Annotated in this window: 17 protein-coding genes; 6 read left to right on the forward strand and 11 right to left on the reverse strand. The window is 70.5% G+C overall.

Annotated features, from left to right (window positions below):
- Positions 1 to 17 precede the first annotated feature (17 nt).
- The 4 genes from LPC10_RS02160 to argJ are packed head-to-tail and all read right to left on the reverse strand — an operon-like array spanning position 18 to position 3,964.
- A complete protein-coding gene (locus LPC10_RS02160) occupies positions 18 to 1,562 on the reverse strand; it encodes a DUF6880 family protein (RefSeq protein WP_231345265.1) in 1,545 nt (514 codons plus the stop codon).
- Positions 1,563 to 1,587: 25 nt separating this feature from the next.
- On the reverse strand, positions 1,588 to 2,004 hold the full coding sequence (locus LPC10_RS02165) for a (deoxy)nucleoside triphosphate pyrophosphohydrolase (RefSeq protein WP_231345266.1): 417 nt from the start codon (positions 2,002 to 2,004) through the stop codon (positions 1,588 to 1,590).
- Positions 2,001 to 2,723, reverse strand: coding sequence for an SIMPL domain-containing protein (locus LPC10_RS02170; RefSeq protein WP_231345267.1), 723 nt, complete (start codon positions 2,721 to 2,723; stop codon positions 2,001 to 2,003). Before LPC10_RS02170 ends, LPC10_RS02165 begins: the two co-directional genes overlap by 4 nt.
- Positions 2,720 to 3,964: a bifunctional glutamate N-acetyltransferase/amino-acid acetyltransferase ArgJ gene (gene argJ, locus LPC10_RS02175; RefSeq protein WP_231345268.1), complete on the reverse strand. Its 1,245-nt coding sequence runs from the start codon at positions 3,962 to 3,964 to the stop codon at positions 2,720 to 2,722. The genes LPC10_RS02170 and argJ overlap by 4 nt, the downstream gene beginning before the upstream one ends.
- A 418-nt stretch (positions 3,965 to 4,382) precedes the next feature.
- On the opposite strand from argJ, the gene LPC10_RS02180 reads away from it, so the two are divergent.
- Complete coding sequence (locus tag LPC10_RS02180; protein WP_231345269.1) at positions 4,383 to 4,850, forward strand: histidine kinase; 468 nt, start codon at positions 4,383 to 4,385, stop codon at positions 4,848 to 4,850.
- 91 nt (positions 4,851 to 4,941) lie between these two features.
- Positions 4,942 to 5,508: a glutathione peroxidase gene (locus LPC10_RS02185; RefSeq protein ID WP_231345270.1), complete on the forward strand. Its 567-nt coding sequence runs from the start codon at positions 4,942 to 4,944 to the stop codon at positions 5,506 to 5,508.
- Between the two features lie 20 nt (positions 5,509 to 5,528).
- Here the strand turns inward: LPC10_RS02185 and LPC10_RS02190 are convergent, their stop codons facing one another.
- The gene (locus LPC10_RS02190) at positions 5,529 to 5,753 is read right to left on the reverse strand and encodes a hypothetical protein (protein WP_231345271.1); all 225 of its coding nucleotides are present in this window, start codon (positions 5,751 to 5,753) and stop codon (positions 5,529 to 5,531) included.
- Between the two features lie 111 nt (positions 5,754 to 5,864).
- Here LPC10_RS02190 and LPC10_RS02195 point away from each other — a divergent pair, with 111 nt between their 5' ends.
- Together LPC10_RS02195 and LPC10_RS02200 are read left to right on the forward strand one after the other, a co-directional pair.
- Entirely contained in the window at positions 5,865 to 6,092 is a 228-nt protein-coding gene (locus LPC10_RS02195; protein WP_231345272.1) for a hypothetical protein, read from the forward strand.
- A gap of 90 nt (positions 6,093 to 6,182) precedes the next feature.
- Positions 6,183 to 6,425 (forward strand): DUF2188 domain-containing protein, encoded by a 243-nt coding sequence (locus LPC10_RS02200; RefSeq protein ID WP_133089746.1) that lies wholly within the window; start codon positions 6,183 to 6,185, stop codon positions 6,423 to 6,425.
- A gap of 171 nt (positions 6,426 to 6,596) precedes the next feature.
- Here the strand turns inward: LPC10_RS02200 and putA are convergent, their stop codons facing one another.
- From putA to LPC10_RS02215, 3 genes are all read right to left on the reverse strand, one after another.
- Positions 6,597 to 9,689 (reverse strand): bifunctional proline dehydrogenase/L-glutamate gamma-semialdehyde dehydrogenase PutA, encoded by a 3,093-nt coding sequence (gene putA, locus LPC10_RS02205; RefSeq protein ID WP_231345273.1) that lies wholly within the window; start codon positions 9,687 to 9,689, stop codon positions 6,597 to 6,599.
- A 135-nt stretch (positions 9,690 to 9,824) separates the two neighbouring features.
- On the reverse strand, positions 9,825 to 13,352 hold the full coding sequence (locus LPC10_RS02210; RefSeq protein ID WP_231345274.1) for an AsmA family protein: 3,528 nt from the start codon (positions 13,350 to 13,352) through the stop codon (positions 9,825 to 9,827).
- Positions 13,353 to 13,511: 159 nt separating this feature from the next.
- The gene (locus LPC10_RS02215; protein ID WP_108938478.1) at positions 13,512 to 13,751 is read right to left on the reverse strand and encodes a hypothetical protein; all 240 of its coding nucleotides are present in this window, start codon (positions 13,749 to 13,751) and stop codon (positions 13,512 to 13,514) included.
- A gap of 115 nt (positions 13,752 to 13,866) precedes the next feature.
- On the opposite strand from LPC10_RS02215, the gene LPC10_RS02220 reads away from it, so the two are divergent.
- Positions 13,867 to 16,236: an ATP-dependent helicase gene (locus LPC10_RS02220; protein WP_231345275.1), complete on the forward strand. Its 2,370-nt coding sequence runs from the start codon at positions 13,867 to 13,869 to the stop codon at positions 16,234 to 16,236.
- Between the two features lie 381 nt (positions 16,237 to 16,617).
- Positions 16,618 to 17,334 carry a PhoH family protein gene (locus LPC10_RS02225; protein WP_108938480.1) on the forward strand — a complete coding sequence of 239 codons (717 nt, stop codon included), beginning with the start codon at positions 16,618 to 16,620 and terminating at the stop codon, positions 17,332 to 17,334.
- Positions 17,335 to 17,405: 71 nt separating this feature from the next.
- Here the strand turns inward: LPC10_RS02225 and aqpZ are convergent, their stop codons facing one another.
- The 3 genes from aqpZ to LPC10_RS02240 form a co-directional block, all read right to left on the reverse strand.
- Positions 17,406 to 18,146 (reverse strand): aquaporin Z, encoded by a 741-nt coding sequence (gene aqpZ, locus LPC10_RS02230; protein ID WP_231345276.1) that lies wholly within the window; start codon positions 18,144 to 18,146, stop codon positions 17,406 to 17,408.
- 392 nt (positions 18,147 to 18,538) lie between these two features.
- A complete protein-coding gene (locus LPC10_RS02235) occupies positions 18,539 to 19,432 on the reverse strand; it encodes a 3'-5' exonuclease (protein WP_231345277.1) in 894 nt (297 codons plus the stop codon).
- A gap of 50 nt (positions 19,433 to 19,482) precedes the next feature.
- Positions 19,483 to 22,446: a bifunctional [glutamine synthetase] adenylyltransferase/[glutamine synthetase]-adenylyl-L-tyrosine phosphorylase gene (locus LPC10_RS02240; RefSeq protein WP_231345278.1), complete on the reverse strand. Its 2,964-nt coding sequence runs from the start codon at positions 22,444 to 22,446 to the stop codon at positions 19,483 to 19,485.

Genomic DNA, 22,446 nt, shown 5'->3' on the forward strand with positions numbered 1-22,446 from the left:
TCCGATCGGATCCGACGTCACCCCTCCACCTGGGACCAGAACCCGCTCTTGCGCCCGTGCGCCTTACGGAGCTGCGCCACGTAATCCGCGTGGCTCGGCGCGAGGTCGCCCGGCGCCAGTTCCCGCGCCAATTCGGCGAGGCGTGTCAGGTGGCGCGCGCCGTGGCCGTAGGCGGGCGAGCGGCCGCGATCGAGGATGTCGTCGATGAGCGCACGGTAGAGCACGCTCGCCGCCAGCGGATGGTCCGGCTCCAGCGCCTCGGCGGCCGGGGCGAGCAATTCCCAGATCCGGCCCGACCACTCGCTGCGCCGGTCGAGCACCAGCCGCGCGGCACGATCCAGATGCGGCCAGCGCACCAGGAAGTAGAGGCCGCCATGCGGGTCCTTGAGGCTTGCGGCATGGGCAAAGGCACGCTCCAGCGCCTCCTCGTCCTCGAAGTCCGGTAGGCGGGCGAGGTAGTCGCGCAGGGCCTGCGGATCGAGGCTCTTCTCGAAGCGCGCCCAGCGCAGACCTTGCGCCTCGTCCTTGCGGCCGAGTGCATCGAGGATACGGATCTCCACGGCCTCGCGCTCGCGCTCCGGGCCCTGCGAATCGTGGCCGCCGGCCAGCAGGTCCTCGCGGGTCATCACCACCACCCCGCGCTTTTGCTCGCGGCGGATCCAGTCGAGGGCTTCCGCGGCGCGGCCCGAAGCGAGCAGCCGCTCCGCCACGGCGACGCGATCGGGCCGCTCGGGCGACATCTCGAGTTCGAGGGCGATGAACGCGTCGGCGTCACCGCGGGCATCGGCGATCGCCTGACGCAGACGGTTCAAGCTGAGGCGATGATAGCGGCGCTCCCATTCCAGTCCAGCCATCTCGAAGGTGGCCGGGCCGGACTTCTTCTTGGGTTGGGCGGGCAGCGCGGCGAGGGCCTCGACCAGCCGCGCATCGAGCGGTTCCAGCGCTGCCTTCGGCAGCTTCGGCAGGAGATCGATCAGGAGCGCACCGACGAGGCCGAAACCGTCGTGTTCGAGCCCATCGAGGGCACGTGTCGCGAAGCCGAGCGCGGCTTGCGCCGGGAGCCCCGCCGCGAGACCGGCGGCGGCTTCCGCCGCGGCCTCGTAGATGCCGTGCACCTGCCCGCTGGAATCGTCGACGCGCTCCAGGGTCGCCTCGGCGCTGCGGAGGAAGCGCAGCAGCCGCTCGAGGGCCATCTCGGAATCGAGCGGCTTCAGGTCGGAGAGGACGGTCGCCAGCGTGGCGTCGAGATCGGCGGCGAAGGCCCGGCGCTTCTGCCAGTCGATGTAGCCGCGCGCCTTCTCCAGCGCCGAGAGGCGGCGGTCGATCATGGCTGCGACGCGGTCCGGCCCCTGGAGCGCGGCGAGTGCGGCGCTCACCCGCTTCTTGAAGGCGGCGCTCTGGCCGACTTCGTCGAGGATCAGGGCGATGAGCCGCTCCTGGCTGAGCGCCGCGAGGCTCTCCGCCGTCGGCGTGGTGCTGCGGGATTTCTTGGGCGGCTTCAATTCCGCGGGCGTCTTCGCAGACGCCGCGCTCTCGACAGCCGCCTTTGCCCGTCGCGCCATCGCTTCCCTCTCCCTCCGGGCCCGGTCAGGGTCCGAGCAGATCGATCAGGAAGGGGATCAGCGGCAGGTCGGCCGGCGGCATCGGCAGGTCCCGCAAGGCCCCTGGGCGCACCCAGCGGAGCGCCTGTGCCTCGCGTGACTGCGGAACCCCTTCCCAGCGCCGGCAGATGTAGAGCGGCATCAGCAGGTGGAAATCCGGGTAGGCGTGGCTGGCGAAGGTGAGTGGCGCGAGGCAGGGCTCCTTCACCGCGATGCCGAGTTCCTCGGCAAGTTCGCGGATCAGCGTCTCCTCCGGCCGTTCGCCCGGCTCGACCTTGCCCCCGGGGAATTCCCAGAGGCCGGCCAGCGCCTTGCCCTCTGGCCGCTGGGCCATCAGCACCCGGCCATCGGCATCGACGAGGGCCGCGGCGACGACGAGCAAGAGCTTGACGGGCAGGCTCATCGGCCGATCGCGAAGACGGCGTCGACCTCGGCCGATGTCTCGATCGAGCCGGCCTCCACCGGCACGGCGGTGCGGCCGCGCGGGGCCGGCGCCTTCATCGCCATGGCGTAGGGCATCGGCCGGACCGACTCGGTCCGCGGCGGCGCGTCGATCGAGATCACGGTACCAAGCTTCACCCCGGTCGCCTCGGCAATGCGCTCGGCCTGCGCTTTCGCGTCCTTCACGGCGGCGACCTGCACAGCGGCTTCCGCCGCCGCCGGGTCGCGCAGGCCGAAGCTGATCCCCTGGATCCGGTTGGCACCGGAATCGAGGGTGCGCCGCATCAGTTCGCCAAGCTTGCCCATCTCGGCGAGCCGCACCCGCACGCGGTTACTCGCCGTATAGCCGTCCTCGCGCTCGCCCATCGTGCCGTCCGATTGGCGAACGTTCCTGATGCGCGGCTGCAGGGTGATCGCGGAGGTGCCGATATCGGCCTCCGCCACACCCATCTCCTTGGCCGTCGCGACGATCCCCTTCGCCGCTTGGCTCGCGGCATCGAGCGCGGCGGCCGGCGTGGCGCCGCGGCTCTCGACGCCGATCTCGACAGAGGCGAAATCCGGCGCAACCTCCTGCGAGGCGCGGCCGATCACCCGGATGCGGCCCGGCTCGTCATCGGCCGAGGCGGGTGCCGTCGCGACAGCGAGTAGCAGGAGAGGCGCTGCGATCGGAAAACGCGTCACGAGCGGTAGTCTCCGTTGATGGCGACGTAGGCCTTGGTGAGATCGCAGGTCCAGACGCGGGCGCGGCCCTGGCCGAGCCCGAGATCGACGCGCACGGTGATCTCGGGCCGCCGCATCACCGCGCTGGCCGCCTCCTCGCTGTAATCGGGATCGCGGGCGCCCTGCACGGCGACACGCACGTCGCCGAACCAGATCGCGAGGCGGTCGCGGTCGGCGGGCTCGCCGGCCTTGCCCACCGCCATCACCACCCGGCCCCAATTGGCGTCCTCGCCGGCCACGGCCGTCTTCACCAGCGGCGAATTGGCGATCGACATGGCGATGCGATGGGCGGACGGGTCGCTCTCGGCGCCCTCGACCTCGACGGTCACGAGCTTGTTGGCCCCTTCGCCGTCGCGGGCGACGAGTTGCGCCAGCTCGATCAGCAGGTCGTCGAGGGCGGCGCGAAAGCCGGCGAGCCGGGGATCGTCGGCGCGGGTGACCGCCGCGTTGCCCGCGGCGCCGGTGGCGAAGAGCAGCAGCGTGTCCGAGGTGGAGGTGTCGCCGTCCACCGTCACGCAGTTGAACGAGGTCTTGGTGCCCTCGCTGAGGAGTTCCTGCAGCACGTCCTGCGGAAGCGCCGCGTCGGTGAAGGCGAAGGAAAGCATCGTCGCCATGTCGGGAGCGATCATGCCGGCACCCTTGGCGACGCCGTTGATCGTCACCGCCACGCCGTCGATCTCGACCCGGCGGGTGGCGAGTTTCGGGAAGGTGTCGGTGGTCATGATCGCCTGGGCCGCCTGCGCCCAGGCCTCGGCGCCGCCCTCGGCACGGGCGGCGCAATCGGCCAGCACGCCCTCGAATTTGCGGGCATCGAGCGGCTCACCGATCACGCCGGTGGAGGCGATCATCACAGCCTCGGGGGCGCAGGAAGCGGCCCGGCCGGCGATCTCGGCGGTCAGCGCCACCGCCTCGCGGCCCTTCATGCCGGTAAAGGCGTTGGCATTCCCCGAATTGACCACGAGCGCCCGCGCGCCCTTGCCGGTCTTCAGCGCGTCGCGGCACCAATCCACCGGCGCGGAAGGGCAGCGCGAGCGGGTGAACACGCCCGCCACCTGCGTTCCCTCGGCCAGGGCCACGTAGAGCACGTCGGTGCGGTTCTTGTAGCGGATGCCGGCCTGCGCCGTGGCGAGGCGCACGCCCGCGATGTCCGGCAGCGAAGGCGACACGGCCGGGGCCAGAGGGGAGATTTCGGTGGATGACATCGGTCGTCGGCTCCGTCTCGTACCCGTTCTCGCCCATTCGGCCGCATCGGGAAGCGCGGCCTCGCACGCGGAGGCGACACGGGCATGAAGCTCAAGGGTCGCAGGCCGCTGTCTTGCGCCCGTGAAGCGCCACGTCAACTCGCGGAGTACGCCCCAAGCGGGCGAAAGCCGCCACGGCCCCGCCGCCGGCCCAGGCGACTGCCGACAGCCATCCCGACACGCTTGACCACAGGCCGGCATACACCAATGGCCGGCATTCGTCCGGCAAGTTCAAGGCGCGGAGTACTCTCGGAACAACTTGCAATTTACAAGCCGACGACGCGTCTCAACATGTCTTGCAGGTGTGTCCCATGTGGCGCATCGGGGGTCTGATCGCTGGCCGACGCTTGTATGCATTGTGCGATCTGCGTAACCTAGAATGATGCAGCGCACCCAAGATCGTGAGGACGCGACCATCGCCGAGGCTCCCGTTCATGCGGAGGGCCCGATCGGGGTAAGCGGCACGCCGCGCAGTTGCTACGGCGTCCAGGTGTTGATTGCGGGGCGCCGGAAGCGGTGGCGCGACGAGATCAACGGGCAGATCCGCCGCGCGGGCTACAGCGCGACGACGGTCGATTCGGCTGTCGATGCCCTCACGGTGCTCGTGCTCGGACTGCCGATCGACGTTCTTGTGACGGATGCCGAGCTGCACGGCTCGCTCGGGCTCAGCGAACTCGCCGCGGAGGCACGCGCCCTGCGCCCGAACCTCGGCATCGTCGTCGCCTGCGACTCGGCTCTCAGCGATTGCGCCGACCTCGTGCCGGCGGACGCGCTGCTGGTGTCCAGCCCGAACGAGGAGGCAGTGGCCTGCTCGGTGCGCGAGGCGCTGGCCGCCCGCGCCCTCTGAGACGCGCTTCGCCGTTCAAATCCGCGACGATCGGGCTCGTACCTCATGGGCGGCCGCTTGTGGCAGCCTCCGGGGCGGAGGACTCAACGCCATGACGATTCGCCGCCGCGACTGCCTCGCTCTGCTCGCCGTTCTCGCCGCGGGCCGCGCATCGACCGCCGCCCGTGCCGCCGAGGCAGGGCCGGCCGCTGCCTTCGCCTTCGCCAAGCCGGAGGGCGGGAGCCTTCCGCTCGCAGCCTATGCCGGCAAGCCCGTCCTCGTCGTCAACACCGCCACCGCCTGCGGCTACGCTCCGCAATTCGCCGGCCTCCAGGGTCTCTGGACCCGCTTCGGCGAGCGCGGCCTGACGGTGATCGCGGTCCCATCGCCCGACTTCGGCAACCAGGAGCCCCTCGACGGAGCGGCCATCGCGGACGCCGCGCGGAAAAACCACGGCGTCACCTTCCCCGTGACCGACAAGACCCATGTCCGGGGTCCTTCCGCGCATCCGTTCTACCGCTGGGCGGCCGAGCAGAAGCCGGGGCAGAGCCCGCAATGGAACTTCCATAAATATCTGATCGGCCGCGACGGCACTCTGCGCGCCGCCTTCGCGACCCAGGTCGATCCGAGCGACCCGCGCATCGTCAGCGCGATCGTCGCGGAGCTGGGGCAGGCCTGATCCGTTCGCCGTCTCTCGCTTCACCGCCCCGGAATGTCGGCCGGCGGCAGCAGGCCCCGCTGCACCCGTTCCGGCGGCAGCGGGCGCCGGGCACGCGGTGACGGAAGGCGGCCGTCCCGCTCCACGGCACGCGGCGACGCGGACGGATAGTTCGAGGCGAAGGGGTTTGGCGGCACGCTCTGGGCCGGGGCGGGCGTGGCGGCGAGGCAGAGGCTCGCGAAGACGAAGACGGTGCTCGAACGCATCGGCGATGAGATTCCGATCAAGGGGGACTCGCGCCCGAACGGGGCGCGTCCCCACATGCCACCGGGCCGCGTCATCATTGCGGCCGGAGAGGCCGGGCCGGAGATCGCGCGATGGAACCGCACAGCTTCGAACAGGGTGGCATCGTCTATGAGGTGAGCTTCGAGCGAACGCCGGACGGGTGGGTCGCCCACATCCGGCCGGAAGACAGCGCGCAGGCGCATGTCGTCGCCTTTCCTGACGGCGTCGGCTTCGATCCGGACGACATGCGCGGCTCGTTGATCGCCGGCTGCGAGGCTGCGGTCGCGCGCATTCCGCGCCGGGTGCCGACGCGGCATTGACGGGGAGAGGCGGAACCTCCGGCATCTCAATCGGTTCGGGCTCCAGATCGCGCGGGGAAAGCGCGCCGGAAACGAACGGGATCTTTCGCGATGACCGAAGTCACCTACCACATCGTCGAGCACGACGGCGGCTTCGCCTACAAGGTCGGCGACGTCTTCTCCGAGCCTTTCCCGAGCCGGGAGGAGGCGCTTCAGGCAGCGCAGGCGGCGGCGGCCGAGCAGCAGGTGCCGGGCTCGACCGAGGGCATCCGCTACCAGGACGGGCGCGGCCAGTGGCACGACGAGACCGCACAGGGCAGCGACCGACCGGTGGCGCGGGTTGTGGAGGATTGATCCGGCGCCCCGGCTGATGACTTCGGTTTCCTCTGCGTTCTTGCGAGGCGAAGCCGGGGCAATCCAGGGCGCAAATCTTCCGGAGAATTCGGGCGCTGGATCGCTTCGCTGACGCTCGCGATGACGGAATGAGACGGGGCCGAAGCGATCGACCGGAAACGCGTTCCGGCCTCACCCGTCGAGGGTGATGAGCCCGACGCTGCCGCCTGCCGCCGCGGTGTTGACGGTCAGGGTCCGCTCAATGGCGAAGCGGGCGAGATAATGCGGGCCGCCGGCCTTCGGGCCGGTGCCCGACAGGCCGGTGCCGCCGAACGGCTGGCTCCCCACCACCGCGCCGATCATGTTGCGATTCACGTAGACGTTGCCGTGCGGCAGGGCCTCGGCGATCCGCTCCGCCGCCGCCTCGATGCGCGAGTGGATGCCGAGGGTCAGCCCGTAACCGCCGGCCCGGATCTCCTCGACGATGTGGGAGAGACCGTTTGCCGGAAAGCGGACGACGTGCAGGATCGGCCCGAACACCTCCTGCCGCAGGTCCGCCACGGCGCCGATCTCGAAGATGTGGGGCGCCACGTACACACCGCCCGGCGCCGCCCGAACGAAATGCGGACGCGCTGTAGCCGTCATCGCCCCGATATGGGCCTCGAGCCGCTTTTTCGCCTCGACATCGATCACCGGCCCGATATCGTTGGCGAGGTCGCGCGGATCACCGACCGTGAGTTCTCGCGCGGCGCCCGCCACCGTCGCGATCATCCGGTCGGCCACATCCTCCTGCACGAGGAGCAGCCGAAGGGCCGAGCAGCGCTGGCCGGCGGACCGGAAGGCCGAGGTGACGACGTCGTCGGCCACCTGCTCGGGAAGCGCCGTGGCATCGACGATCATCGCGTTGATGCCGCCGGTCTCGGCGATCAGCGGCAGGATCGCGCCGTCGCGGGCGGCGAGCGTCCGATTGATGCGCTGCGCGGTGGCGGTCGAACCGGTGAAGACGACGCCGGACAGGGCCGGATGTCCGATCAGCACAGCGCCGATCTCGGGACCGCCCGGCACGAGGTGCAGGGCACCGCTCGGAATGCCGACCCCGTGCAGCAGACGCACGGCGAGGGCGGCCACCAGCGGCGTCTGCGGCGCAGGCTTGGCGACCACGGCGTTGCCGGCCATCAGAGCCGCAGCGACCTGCCCCGTGAAGATGGCGAGGGGGAAATTCCAGGGCGAAATCGCGACGAACACGCCCCGCCCGACGAGGCGCAGGCTGTTGGCCTCGCCCGCGGGACCGGGCAGACTTTCCGGTCCGGCGAACAGCAGCCGCCCCTGCACCGCGTAGTAGCGCAGAAAGTCGATCGCCTCGCGCCACTCCGCCAGGGCGTCGTCGAGGGTCTTACCGGCCTCGACCTGCAGCAGGTGCAGCAATCGACCCTTCTCCCGCAGGAAGGCCTCCGCGGCGCGCTCCAGGCAACCCGCGCGCTCCGCAGCACACGTCCGCATCCAGCCGGGAAAGCCGTTCGCCGCCGCCTCCATGGCGAGCGACGCGACAGCAGCATCCGCCTCGATGACGCGGCCGATCACGCTCGCGTCGATCGGAGTGACCACCGGCCGGGCGCGACCGGCTCGGGGGGCTCCGTCGATGATCGGCGCGGCCTCGGCGGGGCCGGACGCCGATGCGACGGCATCGGTCAGCCGTCGCAGCGCGGCGCCGTCGCCGAAGGCGAGCCCCGGTGAATTGCGGCGCTCGCACCCGAACAGGTCGCGCGGCAGCGGGATGCCGGGATGCCGGGCCTGGGAGGGCGTCTCCACCAGGTTCTGCGGCCGGGCGAGCAGTTCGGCTACCGGCACCGCCGGATCGGCGGCGCGGGCGACGAAGGAGGAGTTCGCCCCGTTCTCCAAGAGCCGGCGAACGAGATAGGCGAGCAGCTCGCGGTGGCCACCGACCGGCGCGTAGACGCGCTGGCCGATGCCGGGGGCCCGCTCGGCGAGCCGCTGGTAGAGCGCCTCACCCATGCCGTGCAGGCGCTGGAACTCGAAACCGGCCTCCTCCTTGACGGGAGCGTCGGCCAGCCCGGCGAGGCCGAGCACGCTCGCCACCGTCAGCGCGTTGTGGGTCGCGAATTGCGGGTAGAGCCGCGGGCGGTGGGCCAGCAGCCGCCGGGCGGCGGCCAGATAGTTCAGGTCCGTCATCGCCTTGCGGGTGAAGACGGGATAATCGGCCGCCCCTTGCGTCTGGGCGAGCTTCACCTCGGTGTCCCAGTAGGCGCCCTTGACGAGGCGCACCATCAGCCGGCGGTCGTGCCGCTCGGCGAGCGCGGCGACGTGGTCGATCAGCGGAAGGCAGCGCTTCGAATAGGCTTGGATCGCCAGCCCGAACCCATCCCAACCGGCGAGCGCCGGGTCGGCCAGCACCGCGGCGAAGACGTCAAGGGAGATTTTGAGCCGCTCCGCCTCCTCGGCGTCGAGGGTGAGGTTGAGGTCGTGGGCGCGGGCCGCGCGGGCGAGGTCGCGCACCACCGGCACCAGCTCGGCCATCACCCGCGCCGCCTGCGTAGGCGCGTAGCGCGGATGCAGCGCCGACAGCTTGACCGAGATACCCGGCCGTGCCGGCAGGGGCGCGTTGCCGGCCTCTCGGCCGATCCGCGCGATGGCACGGGCATAGGCTTGGCGGTAGCTCTCGGCGTCCTCGGCGGTGCGGGCGCCTTCCCCCAACATGTCGAAGGAGTAGCGCGAGCGCCGGGCACTGCCGGAGCCGGCGCGCTTGAGCGCGGCGTCGATCTCCTCGGCCAGCACGAACTGCCCGCCCATCACCCGCATCGCCCGGTGCGCCGCCGCGCGCACGGCCGGTCGGCCGAGGCGACGGACCATGCTCCCGAGGGTCGCCTCGGGCGTGTCCTGCGGGCCGACGAGGCGGGCACCGAGGCCGAGCGCCCAGGCGGCGGCGTGGGCGAGCCCGCTATCTGAGCGCACAGCGTGGTGGACGAAATCGCCCTCGCGCAGCTTGTCGGCGATCAATCGGTCGGCGGTGGCCGCATCGGGCACCCGCAACAAAGCCTCGGCGAGGCTCATCAGAGCCAGCCCCTCGCGGGTCGTCAGGGCGTATTCCCGCAGCAGCGCCTCGACAGCGCCGTGGCCGGCATCCGCGCGGATCGCTCCGATCAGGTCCGCGGCGAGCCGATCGACCGCCGCCTCCGTGCCGGCCGGCAGCGGCGCTTCGCGCAGCAGGATTTCGGCGAGCGCCGCGTCGTCCGGAGCGTAGGGGGCGTCAAAACGAGGAGGGGACATGGAAGCCGTGGGATCGCTTGGAGAGAGTAGCACTCTCTCTGTCGTCCGATAGGCCGATTTCTTGCCCTGCGACGCCCGTGAAACGTGACCGCTTTTCGATGCGGGCGGAGATGTTTCTCCTGCCCTCGCCGTCCGTCAGGGCCGGGCAGTGGGCGGGCTGATATTGAGCGGCTGCGGGTCCGGCGCGAGTGGTGGCGGTTCGGCTTCCATGCGGGCGCGGCGGGCGGCTTCCTCCTCGGCCCGCTGACGGGCTTGGCGCGCCGCCTCCTCCGCCGCCTGCTGCGCCTTGATCCGGGCTTGGCGCGCCGCCTCCTCGGCCGCCGAGCGGGCGCGGTCCATCTCGATGCGGGCGCGGCGGCGCTGACGCTCGCTCTGGTCGGCGTCGAACAGCTCGATCTTCTCCAGTTCGCGCTGAAGCACGAGGGCGGCGAGCCCTGTGGTCAGGGGTGCCACGTCGAGCCGCCGCTCAGGCGCCGCGAGCGGACCGCTGTATCCGAGTTGAATCGCGGGCGCGGCGCCGGACCATCCGTTCGGCCCGGCCGCCGCCGTGAGAGCGCCGCGGGCGTCGAGGCTTCGGTTGCGCAGATCGACCTGAAGCGTGCCGCTCCAGCGCGCTGGGCCGAGATCGACCGCGAACGGAGCCGTGCGCAGGGCGCCGCCCGACAGGGTGACGGCGGCGGAGACCGGCCCTTTCGCCTTGAGGGGGCCGGCCGCAAGCTCATCCGACACGAGAGCCTGGAGCCGTCCCTCGCGGAGCGGATCGTCCTCGGCCAGGGCCTTACCGAGCGCCCGATCGAGAGCGCCCGCATCGGCACCGGGGAGCACGAGGTCGGCAAGGCGGATCTCGCCATTGCCTGAGAGGTCGTTGCCCAGGGCCGCGAGGCTCGCTCCCGTGACGCCGAAGCGCAGGGTTGCCGAGAGCCGGCCGCCGATCGATCCGCCCCCGATCAAACGGCTGAGATCGGCGCCGTCGAGGCTGCCCTCGCCCGACACCACCGCGGCATCCGTTGGTCGGGCGAGCGTGATGCTGCCGCTCAGCCGCCCGCGGGCGAGTGCGGCCGAGAGGTCGCGCAGGCTCAGCGCATCGCCCTCGCGCACCAGGGTCAGGCTCGCCCCGTCGGCGATCAGGCCCCGGCCGAGATCGAGCTGGGCGATCCTGAGGCCGAGATCGACCCGCGGCTGGGCGGGCACCGGGGCGAAGCGACCACCAGCCTCGGTGGGAAGCACCGTCGCCGCAGCCAGGGCCGGCAGGGACAGGCGGGCGAGGGTCGCGGTGCCGGTGAGCGCGCCGTCCGGGGCGTGAGCGAGGGCGGCGGTCAGATCGCTCCCCGCCACCTGCCCCGTGACATCAACGTGCAGCGCCGCGTTCCGACGCGACAGGTCGAGGCTAAGGGCGGCGGGAAGCGCCGCTTCTGCCGGCGCGGCGGCGCCAGCGAGGGCGAGGAAGGGCGTGAGGTCGGGCGCCTGCAGCCGCAAAGCGCCGGCCGTCGGGGGACGGTCGAGGCCAGCAAGCAGGATCGGACGCGCGGTCGAGAGGACGAGGCCAGCAAGATCTCCTTCGACCTCGAGTGCGAGCGGCACACCGTCCGGCCCGTTTCCACCGGCCGGGCGGGCTCCGCTGAGCCGCAGGCGACCGGGCCGGCGCAGTGCGGCGATGTCGTCACGGCCGAACCAGCGGCCGGTCTTTGGCGTCGTCAGCGTCGCGTCGAGGCGGTCGATCCGGCCGGAGCGCGTCAGGAGCGCGAGGTCGAGATCGCCCTCGGCGGCCTTACCCTTGGCGCGGGCCCGCAGTGCGTCCGCCTCGCCCGATTCCCGCTTCAGGGTCAGGTCGAGGGCCAGCCCGCTCTGGCGGACGCTCGCCGGCACGAAGCGGACCTCGGGCAGGACGCCACGCTCCAGCAGGGCGAGCAGCGGCGCGGCCTTGCCCGCGGTGACACGGCCCTCGATCCGGCCAGAGCCGTCCGGCGCGATCCGCCCGGCGAGCTGAGCGCTCGCGCCGGCAAGGTCGGCGATGTCGAGGGTGTCGACGACGAGGCTGGCGCCGTCCGATTGCAGACTCACCGCGATGGTGCCGTTGCCGGAATGGGCGCCGGAGGGTCCGTAGCGCACGTCCCGCGCCTGCAGGGTCAGGCCGAGATCGTGCCGGTGCAGGCCGGACATCAGGTCGCCCAGCGGCGGCAATTCGGCGATGTCGATGCCGCTGGCGGAGAGCTGCGCGTCGAAGCGTCCGCGCCCGTTCGCATCGGCCCGGACGTAGCGGGCATTGCCGGTGACGCTGGCCTCGCCCAGGGCCAGCCGCAGATTGCGCAGCGAGAGGTCGCCGCCGGCCGCCGAAAGGTCGGTGCCGAGTTCGAACATGCGCCCGTCAAGGATCGCGGCGACGCTCTCCTCCGTGCCGAGCCGACCGAGATAGCGCCCGAGCCCCTCCGAGTTGCGCGCGGAGACGTCGATATGGCCGTTGAAACGGGGCGAACCGGACAGTTCGGCCTCGCCCGTCGCCGCAACGCTCGCCGCTCCCGGCGCCGTCCCCTCGAAGCGCCGCAACACGAGGCCGCCGGTGCGGTCGAAGGTGCCGCGAAAGGCGACATGCGCCCAGTCATCGAGGCCCAGCGCGACGCTCTCGGCGGCGATGTCGAGATCGAGAAGCATCGGCGGGGTCAGAGCGCCCGAGGACAGCCCCTGCGCGATGAGCTCGCGCCCTCCGCCGGAGAGCATCAGCCCGTCGAGATCGAGGCGGCGGGTCCGCAGCGTCAGGCCAAGCCGGGCCTCGCGCAGGTCGAGGCGGCCGCTGCCCGAGAGCCGCGCCGCCTTGCCGCCGGGATCGAGTTCGATCTCCACCGTCTTGGCCTGCGCCACGGGACCGCGCGACTCGAATTTGGCCACCAAGGTCAGCGGTACCACCGCGCCGGCCGGCTGGACCGGCGGCCCGACGGTCAGCCGCGCCGTGCCCTCCGCCTCCGGTACGAGGCCGCGATGGGTGGAGTCGCCGCCCGGCGCGTCCTCGGCGGCGAAAGCGATGCGGGCGTCGAGTTCGAGGCGAGGCATGGTGTCCCCGCCGCCCGTGAGCTTCAGCGAGACGCTGCCGTCGCGGCCGGCGGTGCTGGTCGCGAGATGGAAGGGACTGCCCTTCGCCGTCCCCTCGGCCAGCCAGGGGCCGGCCAGGGCCGGAGCCCGCAGGCGAAGGTTCTCCGCCGTGAACTGCTCCTGCGCCGCCTCGCCCGTGCGCGCGGTGGCCACGCTGAGGCGACGGATGCGCAGGTCGTCGATCGCGATATCGCGGCGCAGGGTCTGCGGCTCGCGCGGCAGCAGCAGCGCCTCGTCGGAGACCGGCAGGGTGACCCGTGCCCGCTCGATCGTGGTCTGGACGAAGCGCACCTCGCCCTTGAGCAGTGGCGCCAGGGCGATCTCCGCATCGACGCTCTGCGCGTCGAGCGCCGGCCCATCCTCCGTACCGAGCCGCAGCCGGGCGAGCCGCAGATGCGGCGACGGCAGCAGGCGCAGGTCGATCGTGCCCTCGCTGCGGGCACCGGCACCGAGAGACTCGCTCAGCGTGCGGTCGATCAGCGCGCGATGGCCCGACCAGTCGATGAAGGGCGGCACGGCCAGGGCCGCGACGAGAACCAGCACGACGGCGCCCGCGAGCGCGGTCAGGAAATCACGCACCGTTATCGCTTCCGCCTGGCCTGCGGGCCGCAGGGCTTCGTTCGCGGTTCACGTGCGTTCGATGGGCATAAGCCGGTCGAAGCGCGCGAAACCAAGCTCCTGCGGCCATAGCACAGGCCACGGCCCGCCCGCACCTCACGCTTAAGCTTGCGCCCGCGGTCAGCGCCGGATGCCGTAGGCGGGTCCGGCCGGGGGCGGAACGTTGAGCGGCGCCCGCTGGATCTGGTTGCGGATCGCGCTGTTCTCCAAGGTCTGGCGTTGTTCGAAGTTGCGGTTCTGGTTGCGGTACTCGAACCCCTCGTTCTGCCGGCTGGTGGCGCCGCGGTTTCCGGGGCTCTGCGCAAGAGCCGGCGTGAGGGCGGCGAGCAGGGTCAGGAGGGCGAGCGACGGGGCGCGCATGGCCTCGTATCCTTCATCGGTGTCAGTTTCGGGTTTCCCGAGTGACGCATGAGGGGACCCGCCGGTTCCGGATCGGGTCTCGACGGCGTTCGCCTTTTGGTCCAGGGATGCGCGCATGATGCAAGAGCCAGACGCGATCCGGCCGCGCCCGTCCGACGACGATGCGCCGTCGGCCCCGACCTCCATCGCCGCCCGCGCCATGGCCGCCCTGCGGCCCGAGGGCGCCTCCTACCTCTCCGGCCTCAACCCGGAGCAGCGCCGCGCCGTGGAGGCGACGGAAGGCCCGGTGCTCGTGCTCGCGGGCGCGGGCACCGGCAAGACGCGGGTGCTGACGACGCGCATCGCCCACCTGATCGCGACGGGCAAGGCGCGGCCCTACGACATCCTGTCGGTGACCTTCACCAATAAGGCCGCCCGCGAGATGAAGCACCGCATCGGCGGGTTGATCGGCCCGGCAGGCGAAGGCATGCCCTGGCTCGGCACCTTCCACGCCATTGGCACCAAGATCCTGCGCCGCCACGCCGAACTCGTCGGCCTCAAATCCGACTTCACGATCCTCGGCACCGACGACCAGCTCCGCCTGATGAAGCAGGTCATCGCCGACCAGAACATCGACGAGAAGCGCTGGCCGGCCCGCTCGCTCGCCCATACCATCGACGGCTGGAAGAACCGCGGCCTTGCGCCCGAGCAGGTGCCGCCGGGCGAGGCGCAGGCCTTCGCCTTCGGCAAGGGCGGGCAGCTCTACGCCGCCTATCAGGCTCGCCTCGCCACCCTCAACGCGGTCGATTTCGGCGACCTGCTGCTGCTGTGCCTGAAGCTCTGGCGCGAGAACCCGGACATCCTGAGGAATTACCAGGACCGTTTCAAATATATCCTGGTCGATGAGTATCAGGACACCAACGTGGCGCAATACCTCTGGCTGCGCCTGCTCGCGCAACTCCGAAAAAACGTCGCCTGCGTCGGCGACGACGACCAGTCGATCTACGGCTGGCGCGGCGCCGAGGTCGACAACATCCTGCGCTTCGAGCACGACTTCCCCGGCGCAACCGTGGTGCGGCTGGAGCGCAATTACCGCTCGACCGGCCACATCCTCGCCGCCGCCTCCGGCCTCATCGCCAAGAACGAAGGCCGGCTCGGCAAGACGCTGCGGACAGAGGATGAAAAGGGCGAGCCGGTCACCGTGACCGGCGCGTGGGATTCGGAAGAAGAGGCACGACAGGTCGCCGAGTCGATCGAGTCGCTCCAGCGCAAGGGGCACCCACTCTCCGAGATCGCCGTGCTGGTGCGGATCTCGGCGCAGATGCGCGAGATCGAGGACCGCTTCGTGCAGGTCGGCCTGCCCTACCGGGTCGTCGGCGGCCCGCGCTTCTACGAACGCGCCGAGATCCGCGATGCGCTGGCCTATCTGCGCGTGACGATGAACGGCGCCGACGACCTCGCCTTCGAGCGCATCTTCAACACGCCCAAGCGCGGCCTCGGCGACGCGACGCTGCAGACCCTTCACGCCTATGCCCGCGCCGACCGGATTCCTCTGCTCGCCGCGGCGAGGAAGCTGATCGAAACCGACGAGTTGAAGCCCCGCGCCCGCTCGATGCTGCGCGGCCTCGTCGAGAGCTTTTCGCGCTGGATCCGTCTGGTCGAGACCAAGCCGCATCCCGAGGTCGCCCAGACCATCTTGGAGGAATCCGGCTACACCGAGATGTGGCAGAAGGACCGTTCGGCCGACGCCGCGGGGCGGCTTGAAAACCTCAAGGAATTCGTCCGTTCAATGGAGGAATTCCCGGACATGGCCGCCTTCCTCGAACACGTCTCGCTCGTGATGGAAGCCTCCGAGGCCGAAGGGGCCGACCGCGTCTCGCTGATGACGCTGCACGCCGCCAAGGGGTTGGAGTTCGACACGGTGTTCCTGCCCGGCTGGGAGGACGGCCTGTTCCCGAACCAGCGCGCCATCGACGAGAGTGGGCGGGCCGGGCTGGAGGAAGAGCGGCGGCTTGCCCATGTCGGGATCACCCGCGCCCGCAAGCGCGCCAAGCTGTCGTTTGCCGTCAACCGGCGCATCCACGGGCTATGGACCTCGACCATCCCCTCGCGCTTCATCGACGAGTTGCCGCCCCAGGCCGTGGACGTGGTGGAGGCGCCCGCGCATTTCTCGGCCGGCGCCTCCCGCTTCGACCGCAACCCGGCCCCGTTCGGCTCCTCCTACGGCACGCCGGGCTGGCAGCGGGCGCAGGCCAACACCTCCGGCGGATTCGGCGGGGGACTCGGGCAGGGACGCGGCGGCCGCTCGGGCGGGCCGCGGGAGATCGAAGGCGAGCTGATCGCCAAATCGACGGGTGCGCCGTCCTCTTTCGAGCATGGCCAACGGGTCTTCCACACCAAGTTCGGCCCCGGCACGGTCGCCGGCATCGACGGTAACAAGCTCACCGTTGACTTCGACAAGGCCGGCCGGAAGATGGTGCTCGACAGCTTCCTCCAGCCCGGTTGAAGCGTCCCGCCGGCGGCCTCCGCCGGCTGCGCCGCCGCCCCGGGAGGGCGACGCCCGCGATGGACCCTGTCAGGATCGCCCCGATCCGCCGGCAGCGCCGAGAGGCGCCAGGGTCATCGCTTCTTCTGAAAACCGTCACGCCCCCGTCGCGCGCACTTGCAACCCTCGCAGGGCGGGCGAAGCGTTGCCGTAAAGACGCGTTCCACAGCCTTCGCGTCGCGCCGTGGAACCGACTCACGGAGTTTGGCTTTGCACTAGCGTAAAGATGAACGAAGATCGGAATTGTCTTCGCCGAATCGAAAAAGGAATCGAATAGTCGAGATTGGTTGAAAAAGTCGAGTTTGCGAGAGTCACGCACGAGTCAAGGTGGAGTGTTGATCCATGAAGAGACGACGCGCACGGCTTGAACTGGTTGAGGACCGACCGATCCGGATGCATCGGACACGCTTCGACGAGGAACGTAACCCCGCACCGATACAACCCCTGACGGATAAGCAAGGTCAGTATCTCGACGCCCTCGCGTCATCTTCACAAGTCATCGTTTTGGGTCCGGCCGGCACGGGCAAGACTTTCATCGCCGGCACCCGCGCCGCCGATCTTCTTCGTCAGCGCCGGATCGCGAAAGTCGTGATCACCCGCCCCAACGTCCCCTCGGGACGCTCGCTCGGCTTCTTTCCCGGCACTCTGGAAGAGAAGATCGCCCCCTGGGTCGCTCCGCTGACCGAGACCATGAAGGAGCGGATGGGCGCGGCCGCCTTCGACATCGCGGTGAAGGCCGGCGACATCGAGGTGGTGCCGTTCGAGGTGATGCGCGGGCGCACCTTCAAGAACTGCCTCGTGATCCTCGACGAGGCGCAGAACACCACCACGGCCGAGATCAAGATGTTCCTGACCCGCATCGGCGACGATTGCCAGGTCATCATCAACGGCGACGTCTCGCAGACTGACCTGCGCGAGACCTCCGGCCTTCGTACCGTGATCCACCTCGTGAAGAGTCGGATGATGGCGATCCCGATCGTCGAGTTCACCCTCGACGACATCGTCCGTTCCGGCATCTGCGCGGAATGGGTGCGGGCGTTCGAGGAAGAGCGTTTGTAAGAGGGGCGAGAGCCCCGCACGGCAACGACGACGAGGTCTCGACGGGCCTCGTCGTCGCTCGTGCTTAGCCTTCAGATCTCGGCGCCTCGCTCCACGATCGCCGTGTCGACCATGTCGGCCGGTTCGTAGAGCCATCGCGCGACGATCCCGGCGGCAATCGCTCCGGCAATCGGGGCCACCCAGAACATCCAGAGTTGCGCGACGTACTCTGCACCGGCGAACAGGGCCGGCCCCGTGCTCCGGGCCGGATTGACCGACGTGTTCGTCACCGGAATCGAGATCAGGTGGATGAGCACGAGGGCAAAGCCGATGGGAATGCCGGCAAAGCCCGCGGCGGCACCCTTCGATGTTGTGCCGGCGATGATGAAGATGAAGATGAACGTCGTCAGGATCTCGGTGATCAGACAGGCGGCAAGGCCGTACTTGCCTGGACTGAGCTCACCGTAACCGTTGGAAGCGAACCCGTTCGGCACCCAACCCGCCTTTCCGGAGGCGATGGTGTAGAGGGTGAAAGCCGCGACCATGGCGCCGATGACCTGAGCGAGGATGTAGGGCAGGACGTGCCGGCTGGCGCAGCGGCGCGCCGCCCAGAGCCCGATCGTGACGGCCGGGTTGAAGTGGCCGCCCGAGATATGGCCGACGGCGTAGGCCATCGTCAGCACGGTGAAGCCGAAGGCGAAGGCAACGCCCAGGAAGCCGATCCCGAGTTCGGGATAGGCCGCCGAGAGGACGGCCGCGCCGCACCCGCCGAAGGTCAGCCAGAATGTGCCGAAGAACTCGGCGGTCGTCCGACGCATCGTCTCGTGATCCATGGCGACACCTCTTGCAACGGAGGCCGCGGGGCGCGCGTCGAGCGTTTCGTATCGGTAGCGTATTCGGCGCACCGCGACAGCAAGTCGTCTGCGTCGGCACTCGCTGGGACGCATCACGCGATGCATTCCACGCACGCCTCGCGCTCACAATGATCGGTGTCACAAGTCCGGGACACTAAAAGGTCGTACCGCTTCGGTACCTTCTGCGTCGTCTGGTCGACGTCATTGACGCCCGCATTCTCCATCATACCGGGTTCACATAGCGGAACGCGAGATCCACAGGTGATTCAACGGCCAAACAGGGCGTTCAGGCCCGTCATCGATAGTGGGTCTAACGATGGGCGCCCATGATGACGGACAGGTGGCGCCGAAGCGATCAGCCGAAAACCGGGTCAGGCAGCTGCCGCGCCCTTCGTCCGCACCGGCCCGACGCTCTTGCCGTCCAGCACCTGTCGCAGGCGCTCGACATCCTCGAAATTGTTCGAGGTGAGATCGGTGACGTCGCCCTCGACCAACGCATCGACGTGGCGGCAGCGGCGGCGATGCGTGCCGGCCGGGCAGGAGCAGCGCAAATAGGGCCCGTCCGTCCGCTCCTCGAACTCCAGCACGTAGCGGCTGCCGGTACTGCCGCGCATGGCGAAACGCAGGTCGCCTTTAGGCCGCAGATCGACGATGCCGGAGGCCCGCAGGGCATGGGCGGAGGTGGAGCGGCTGAAATCGCGCCGCGGCCCGGCCACCGCCCGGATCGGCGTCAGCCCGAGGCCGCGAGCAAGGTCGGCGATGTCCGCCGCGCCGGTCTCACGCAGGGCCGCGAGCGCGATCTCGGCGCAGGCATAGGCATCCTCGCCGGCATCGTGATGCTCGAAGCGGATGCCGAGGCGTCCCGCCACCTTGGCCAGCCCGTGCCCGCCGGGATCGGGGAAGATGCGCCGGGCGATCTGCAGGGTGCAGTGCCCGGCCATGTCCGGCACCGCCTCGCCCCAGGCCGCGAGCGAGGCGGCGAGAACGCCCATGTCGAAACCGGCATTGTGGGCCAGCATCAGCCGGCCCGAGAGGTCTGGCCGGAACTCGGCGAAGACTTCGGGAAACGTCGGCGCATCGCGCACATCCGCCGGCAGGATGCCGTGGATGCGAATGTTGCCGGGGGAGAACCGCATCTGCGGCGGGCGGATCAGCCGCGTCTCCCGCCGCACCACACGGTCGCCCTCGATCCAGGCAAGCCCGACCGCGCAGGCGCTGTCGCGCCGCTCGTTGGCGGTCTCGAAATCGATCGCGACGACGCTCATGCCCCTCAGATTAAGGGGCTGGGAACCGATCCCGCAAGGCGCGGATCGGCTCACCCTGCATCCGGCTGCCCGAGATGACGGTCGAAGATCGTCCGCACCGTCCGCCGCTCCTCGTCGAGCCGGGCGGTGAGCGCCCTCGCATCCGGCAGGCTGGCGGCGCGGGCGAGGCGGGCGAGCGCTACGTCGGAGGCCTGTGTCGGGTCGCCCTCGACCATCAGGCGCTGCCAGTGCTGCACGTCGTCGAGGAGCCGGTAGGCGCCGTCGAGCCGTTCCGCCTCGTCGGCGGCGATAAGACCGGCTTGCGCCGCCCGCGCGATGACGTCCGGGGCATCGTGACCGATCAGCTCGGGATGCGCGTGGGCATGGCCGAGGACGAGAGCCTGCGCCAGGAAATCGAGATCGAGCAGACCGCCGGGACTGAGCTTGAGGTCGAGGGGGCCGTGGTCGCCCTTCTCGTCCTCCACCGTGGCGCGCATGCTCCGCACGGAGCGGTTCACCGCGGCGGGATCGCGGGGCTGCATCAGCGCGTCGCGGATCACGGATTGAGCCTCTGCGGCAAGGCTCTCGTCACCGGCGATGACGCGGGCGCGGGTCAGGGCCATGTGCTCCCACAGCTCGGCCTCCTCGCGCTGGTAGGCGCGGAAGCTGCGGAACTGCGCCGCCGTCGCACCCTGGCCGCCGCCGGGGCGCAGGCGCAGATCCACCTCGTAGAGCAGGCCGCGCCGGGTCGGGGCGGTGAGTGCCGCCACGAGGCGCTGGGTCAGCCGGTTATAGGCCACCGCCGCGTCGAGCGGTTTCGGGCCGGTATTGGTGCGGTTCTCCGGGTCGAAATCGTAGAGTACGACGAGGTCGAGGTCGGATTCCGCCGTGAGCTGACGCGAGCCGAGCCGGCCGTAGCCGAGTACGACTATGCGGCCTCCCGGAATCGCCCCGTGATCGGCGAAGAAGGCGTTCGCGACGGCCTCCAGGGCGGTCGCGACGGCGGCATCCGCGATCGCCGAGAAGGCGCAGCCCGCCGCCTGCGGAGTCAGGATGCCGGAGAGCATCCGGGCGCCGGTGAGGAAGCGAAGCTGGCGCGCCGCGTCGCGGCTTCGGTCGAGGAAGACTTCGTGGCTGTCGGGCCGGCCGAGCAGCGCGCGGTAATGCGCGGCGATGGCTGCCGCGTCGACGGTCGGGTCGACGAAGTCGGGGTCGATCACCGCGTCGAGCACGTGCGGCGAGAACGCGACGGTACCCGCCAGCCGCGGGGCGCTGCCGAGCAAATCGGCGAAGAGCAGCCGCAGGCGCTCGTGCTCGCGCAGGATGGTCAGAAGCTCCACCGCCGCCGGCATGCGGCCGAAGGCGCGGTCGAGATTGGCGAGCGCCGCGTCCGGATCAGGCGTGCCGGAGAGCGCCTTGATGAGGGCGGGGACCAGTTCGGTCAGCACCTCGCGGGCGCGGGGGCTGCGCACCGCCGCGCGGCGGCCGAAATGCCAGCCGCGCACGGTATCGGTGACGCGCTCCGGATCGCGGAAGCCCAGGCTTCGCAGGGTGGCCAGCGTCGCCGGATCGTCGGCGGATCCGCTGAAGACGAGGTCGCCCACCTCTGAGGAGAGATCGGGCCCGGCCTCGAACAGCAGGGCGTAATGCGCCTGCACCCGGCGGGCGTGGGCGAGAAGGGCCGCCTCGAAGCCGGCGAGATCCGGATATCCGGCAAAGCGCGCAAAATCCTCCAGCTCGGCCCGGTCGGTCGGCAGGCGCTGGGTCTGCTCGTCACGCACCATCTGCAGGCGGTGCTCGATCGTGCGCAGGAAGGCGTAGGCCTGGGCCAGCTCGTCCCGCGCCTGCGCCGAGATCCAGCCGTCCTCGTGAAGGCTGGCCAGCATCGGCACCGTCGAGCGCCCGCGCAGCATCGGGCGGCGGCCACCGAAGACGAGCTGCTGGGTCTGGACGAAGAACTCGATCTCGCGGATGCCGCCGCGGCCGAGCTTGATGTCGTGGCCAGCCACCGCCAGCGCCTCGTGCCCGCGCACGGCGTGGATCTGCCGCTTCATGGCGTGCACGTCGGCGATCGCGGCGAAGTCGAAATACTTGCGCCAGACGAAGGGCGTAAGATCGGCCAGGAAGCGTTCGCCCACGGCGATGTCGCCGGCGATGGCGCGGGCCTTGATGAAGGCCGCCCGCTCCCAGTTCTGCCCCGTGGTCTCGTAATAGACATAGGCCGAGGCGAGGCTCATCGCGGTCGGCGTCGAGCCGGGATCGGGGCGCAGGCGGTAATCGACCCGGTGGACATAGCCGTCGCGGGTGCGCTCCTGCAGCAGCTTGGCGGCGCCCTGCGCCAGTTTGGTGAAGAACGGCGTCGGCTCCAGCCCCTCCTTCAGGGGCACGGCCTCGGGATCAAAGAAGACGATCAGGTCGATGTCGCTCGAATAGTTCAGCTCCCGCCCGCCGAGCTTGCCGAGACCCAGCACGACGAGACCCGAACCCGCCTGCGGCTCGTCCCGGTCCTTCGGCAGGAAGCGGCCTGAGGCGGCGGCCTGGAGCAGCATGGCATCGATCGCCGCCGAGACCGAAGCGTCGGCGAAATCGGAGAGCGCGGCGGTCACGCGCTCCAGCGGCCAGACCCCGCCGATATCGGCGAGCGCCACGAGGAGCGCGTGCTCGGCGCGGTTACGGCGCAGCGTCCTGCCGACCGCGACGAGATCGGGCGCCGCCCCCTCCCCCGCCCGTCCGGCGGCGCGCTGGGCGGCGATGATGCGGGCATCGGCGGCCTCAGGCGCCTCGTCAAACAGTCGGGCGAGCCGGGCGGGATCGCGCGAGGCTAGGGACCAGAGGAAGGTCGAGTGGTCCGCGAGCGCCGTGAGAAGGTCCCGCACCGTCCCCTCTCGCAGGGCGGGAGGAAGCGCGTCGGCAATCTCTTCGAACCGCGCCCGCGCCGCCTCGGGATCGGATAGCGGCGGCGCCTGCTTCAGTCGCGCGATCAGGGGCGCCGTGCCGTCGTCGCGGGCAACCTGCCCGTCGTTTCGCCTGCCCAT

This window comes from Methylorubrum sp. B1-46 (assembly GCF_021117295.1).
Taxonomy (GTDB): domain Bacteria; phylum Pseudomonadota; class Alphaproteobacteria; order Rhizobiales; family Beijerinckiaceae; genus Methylobacterium.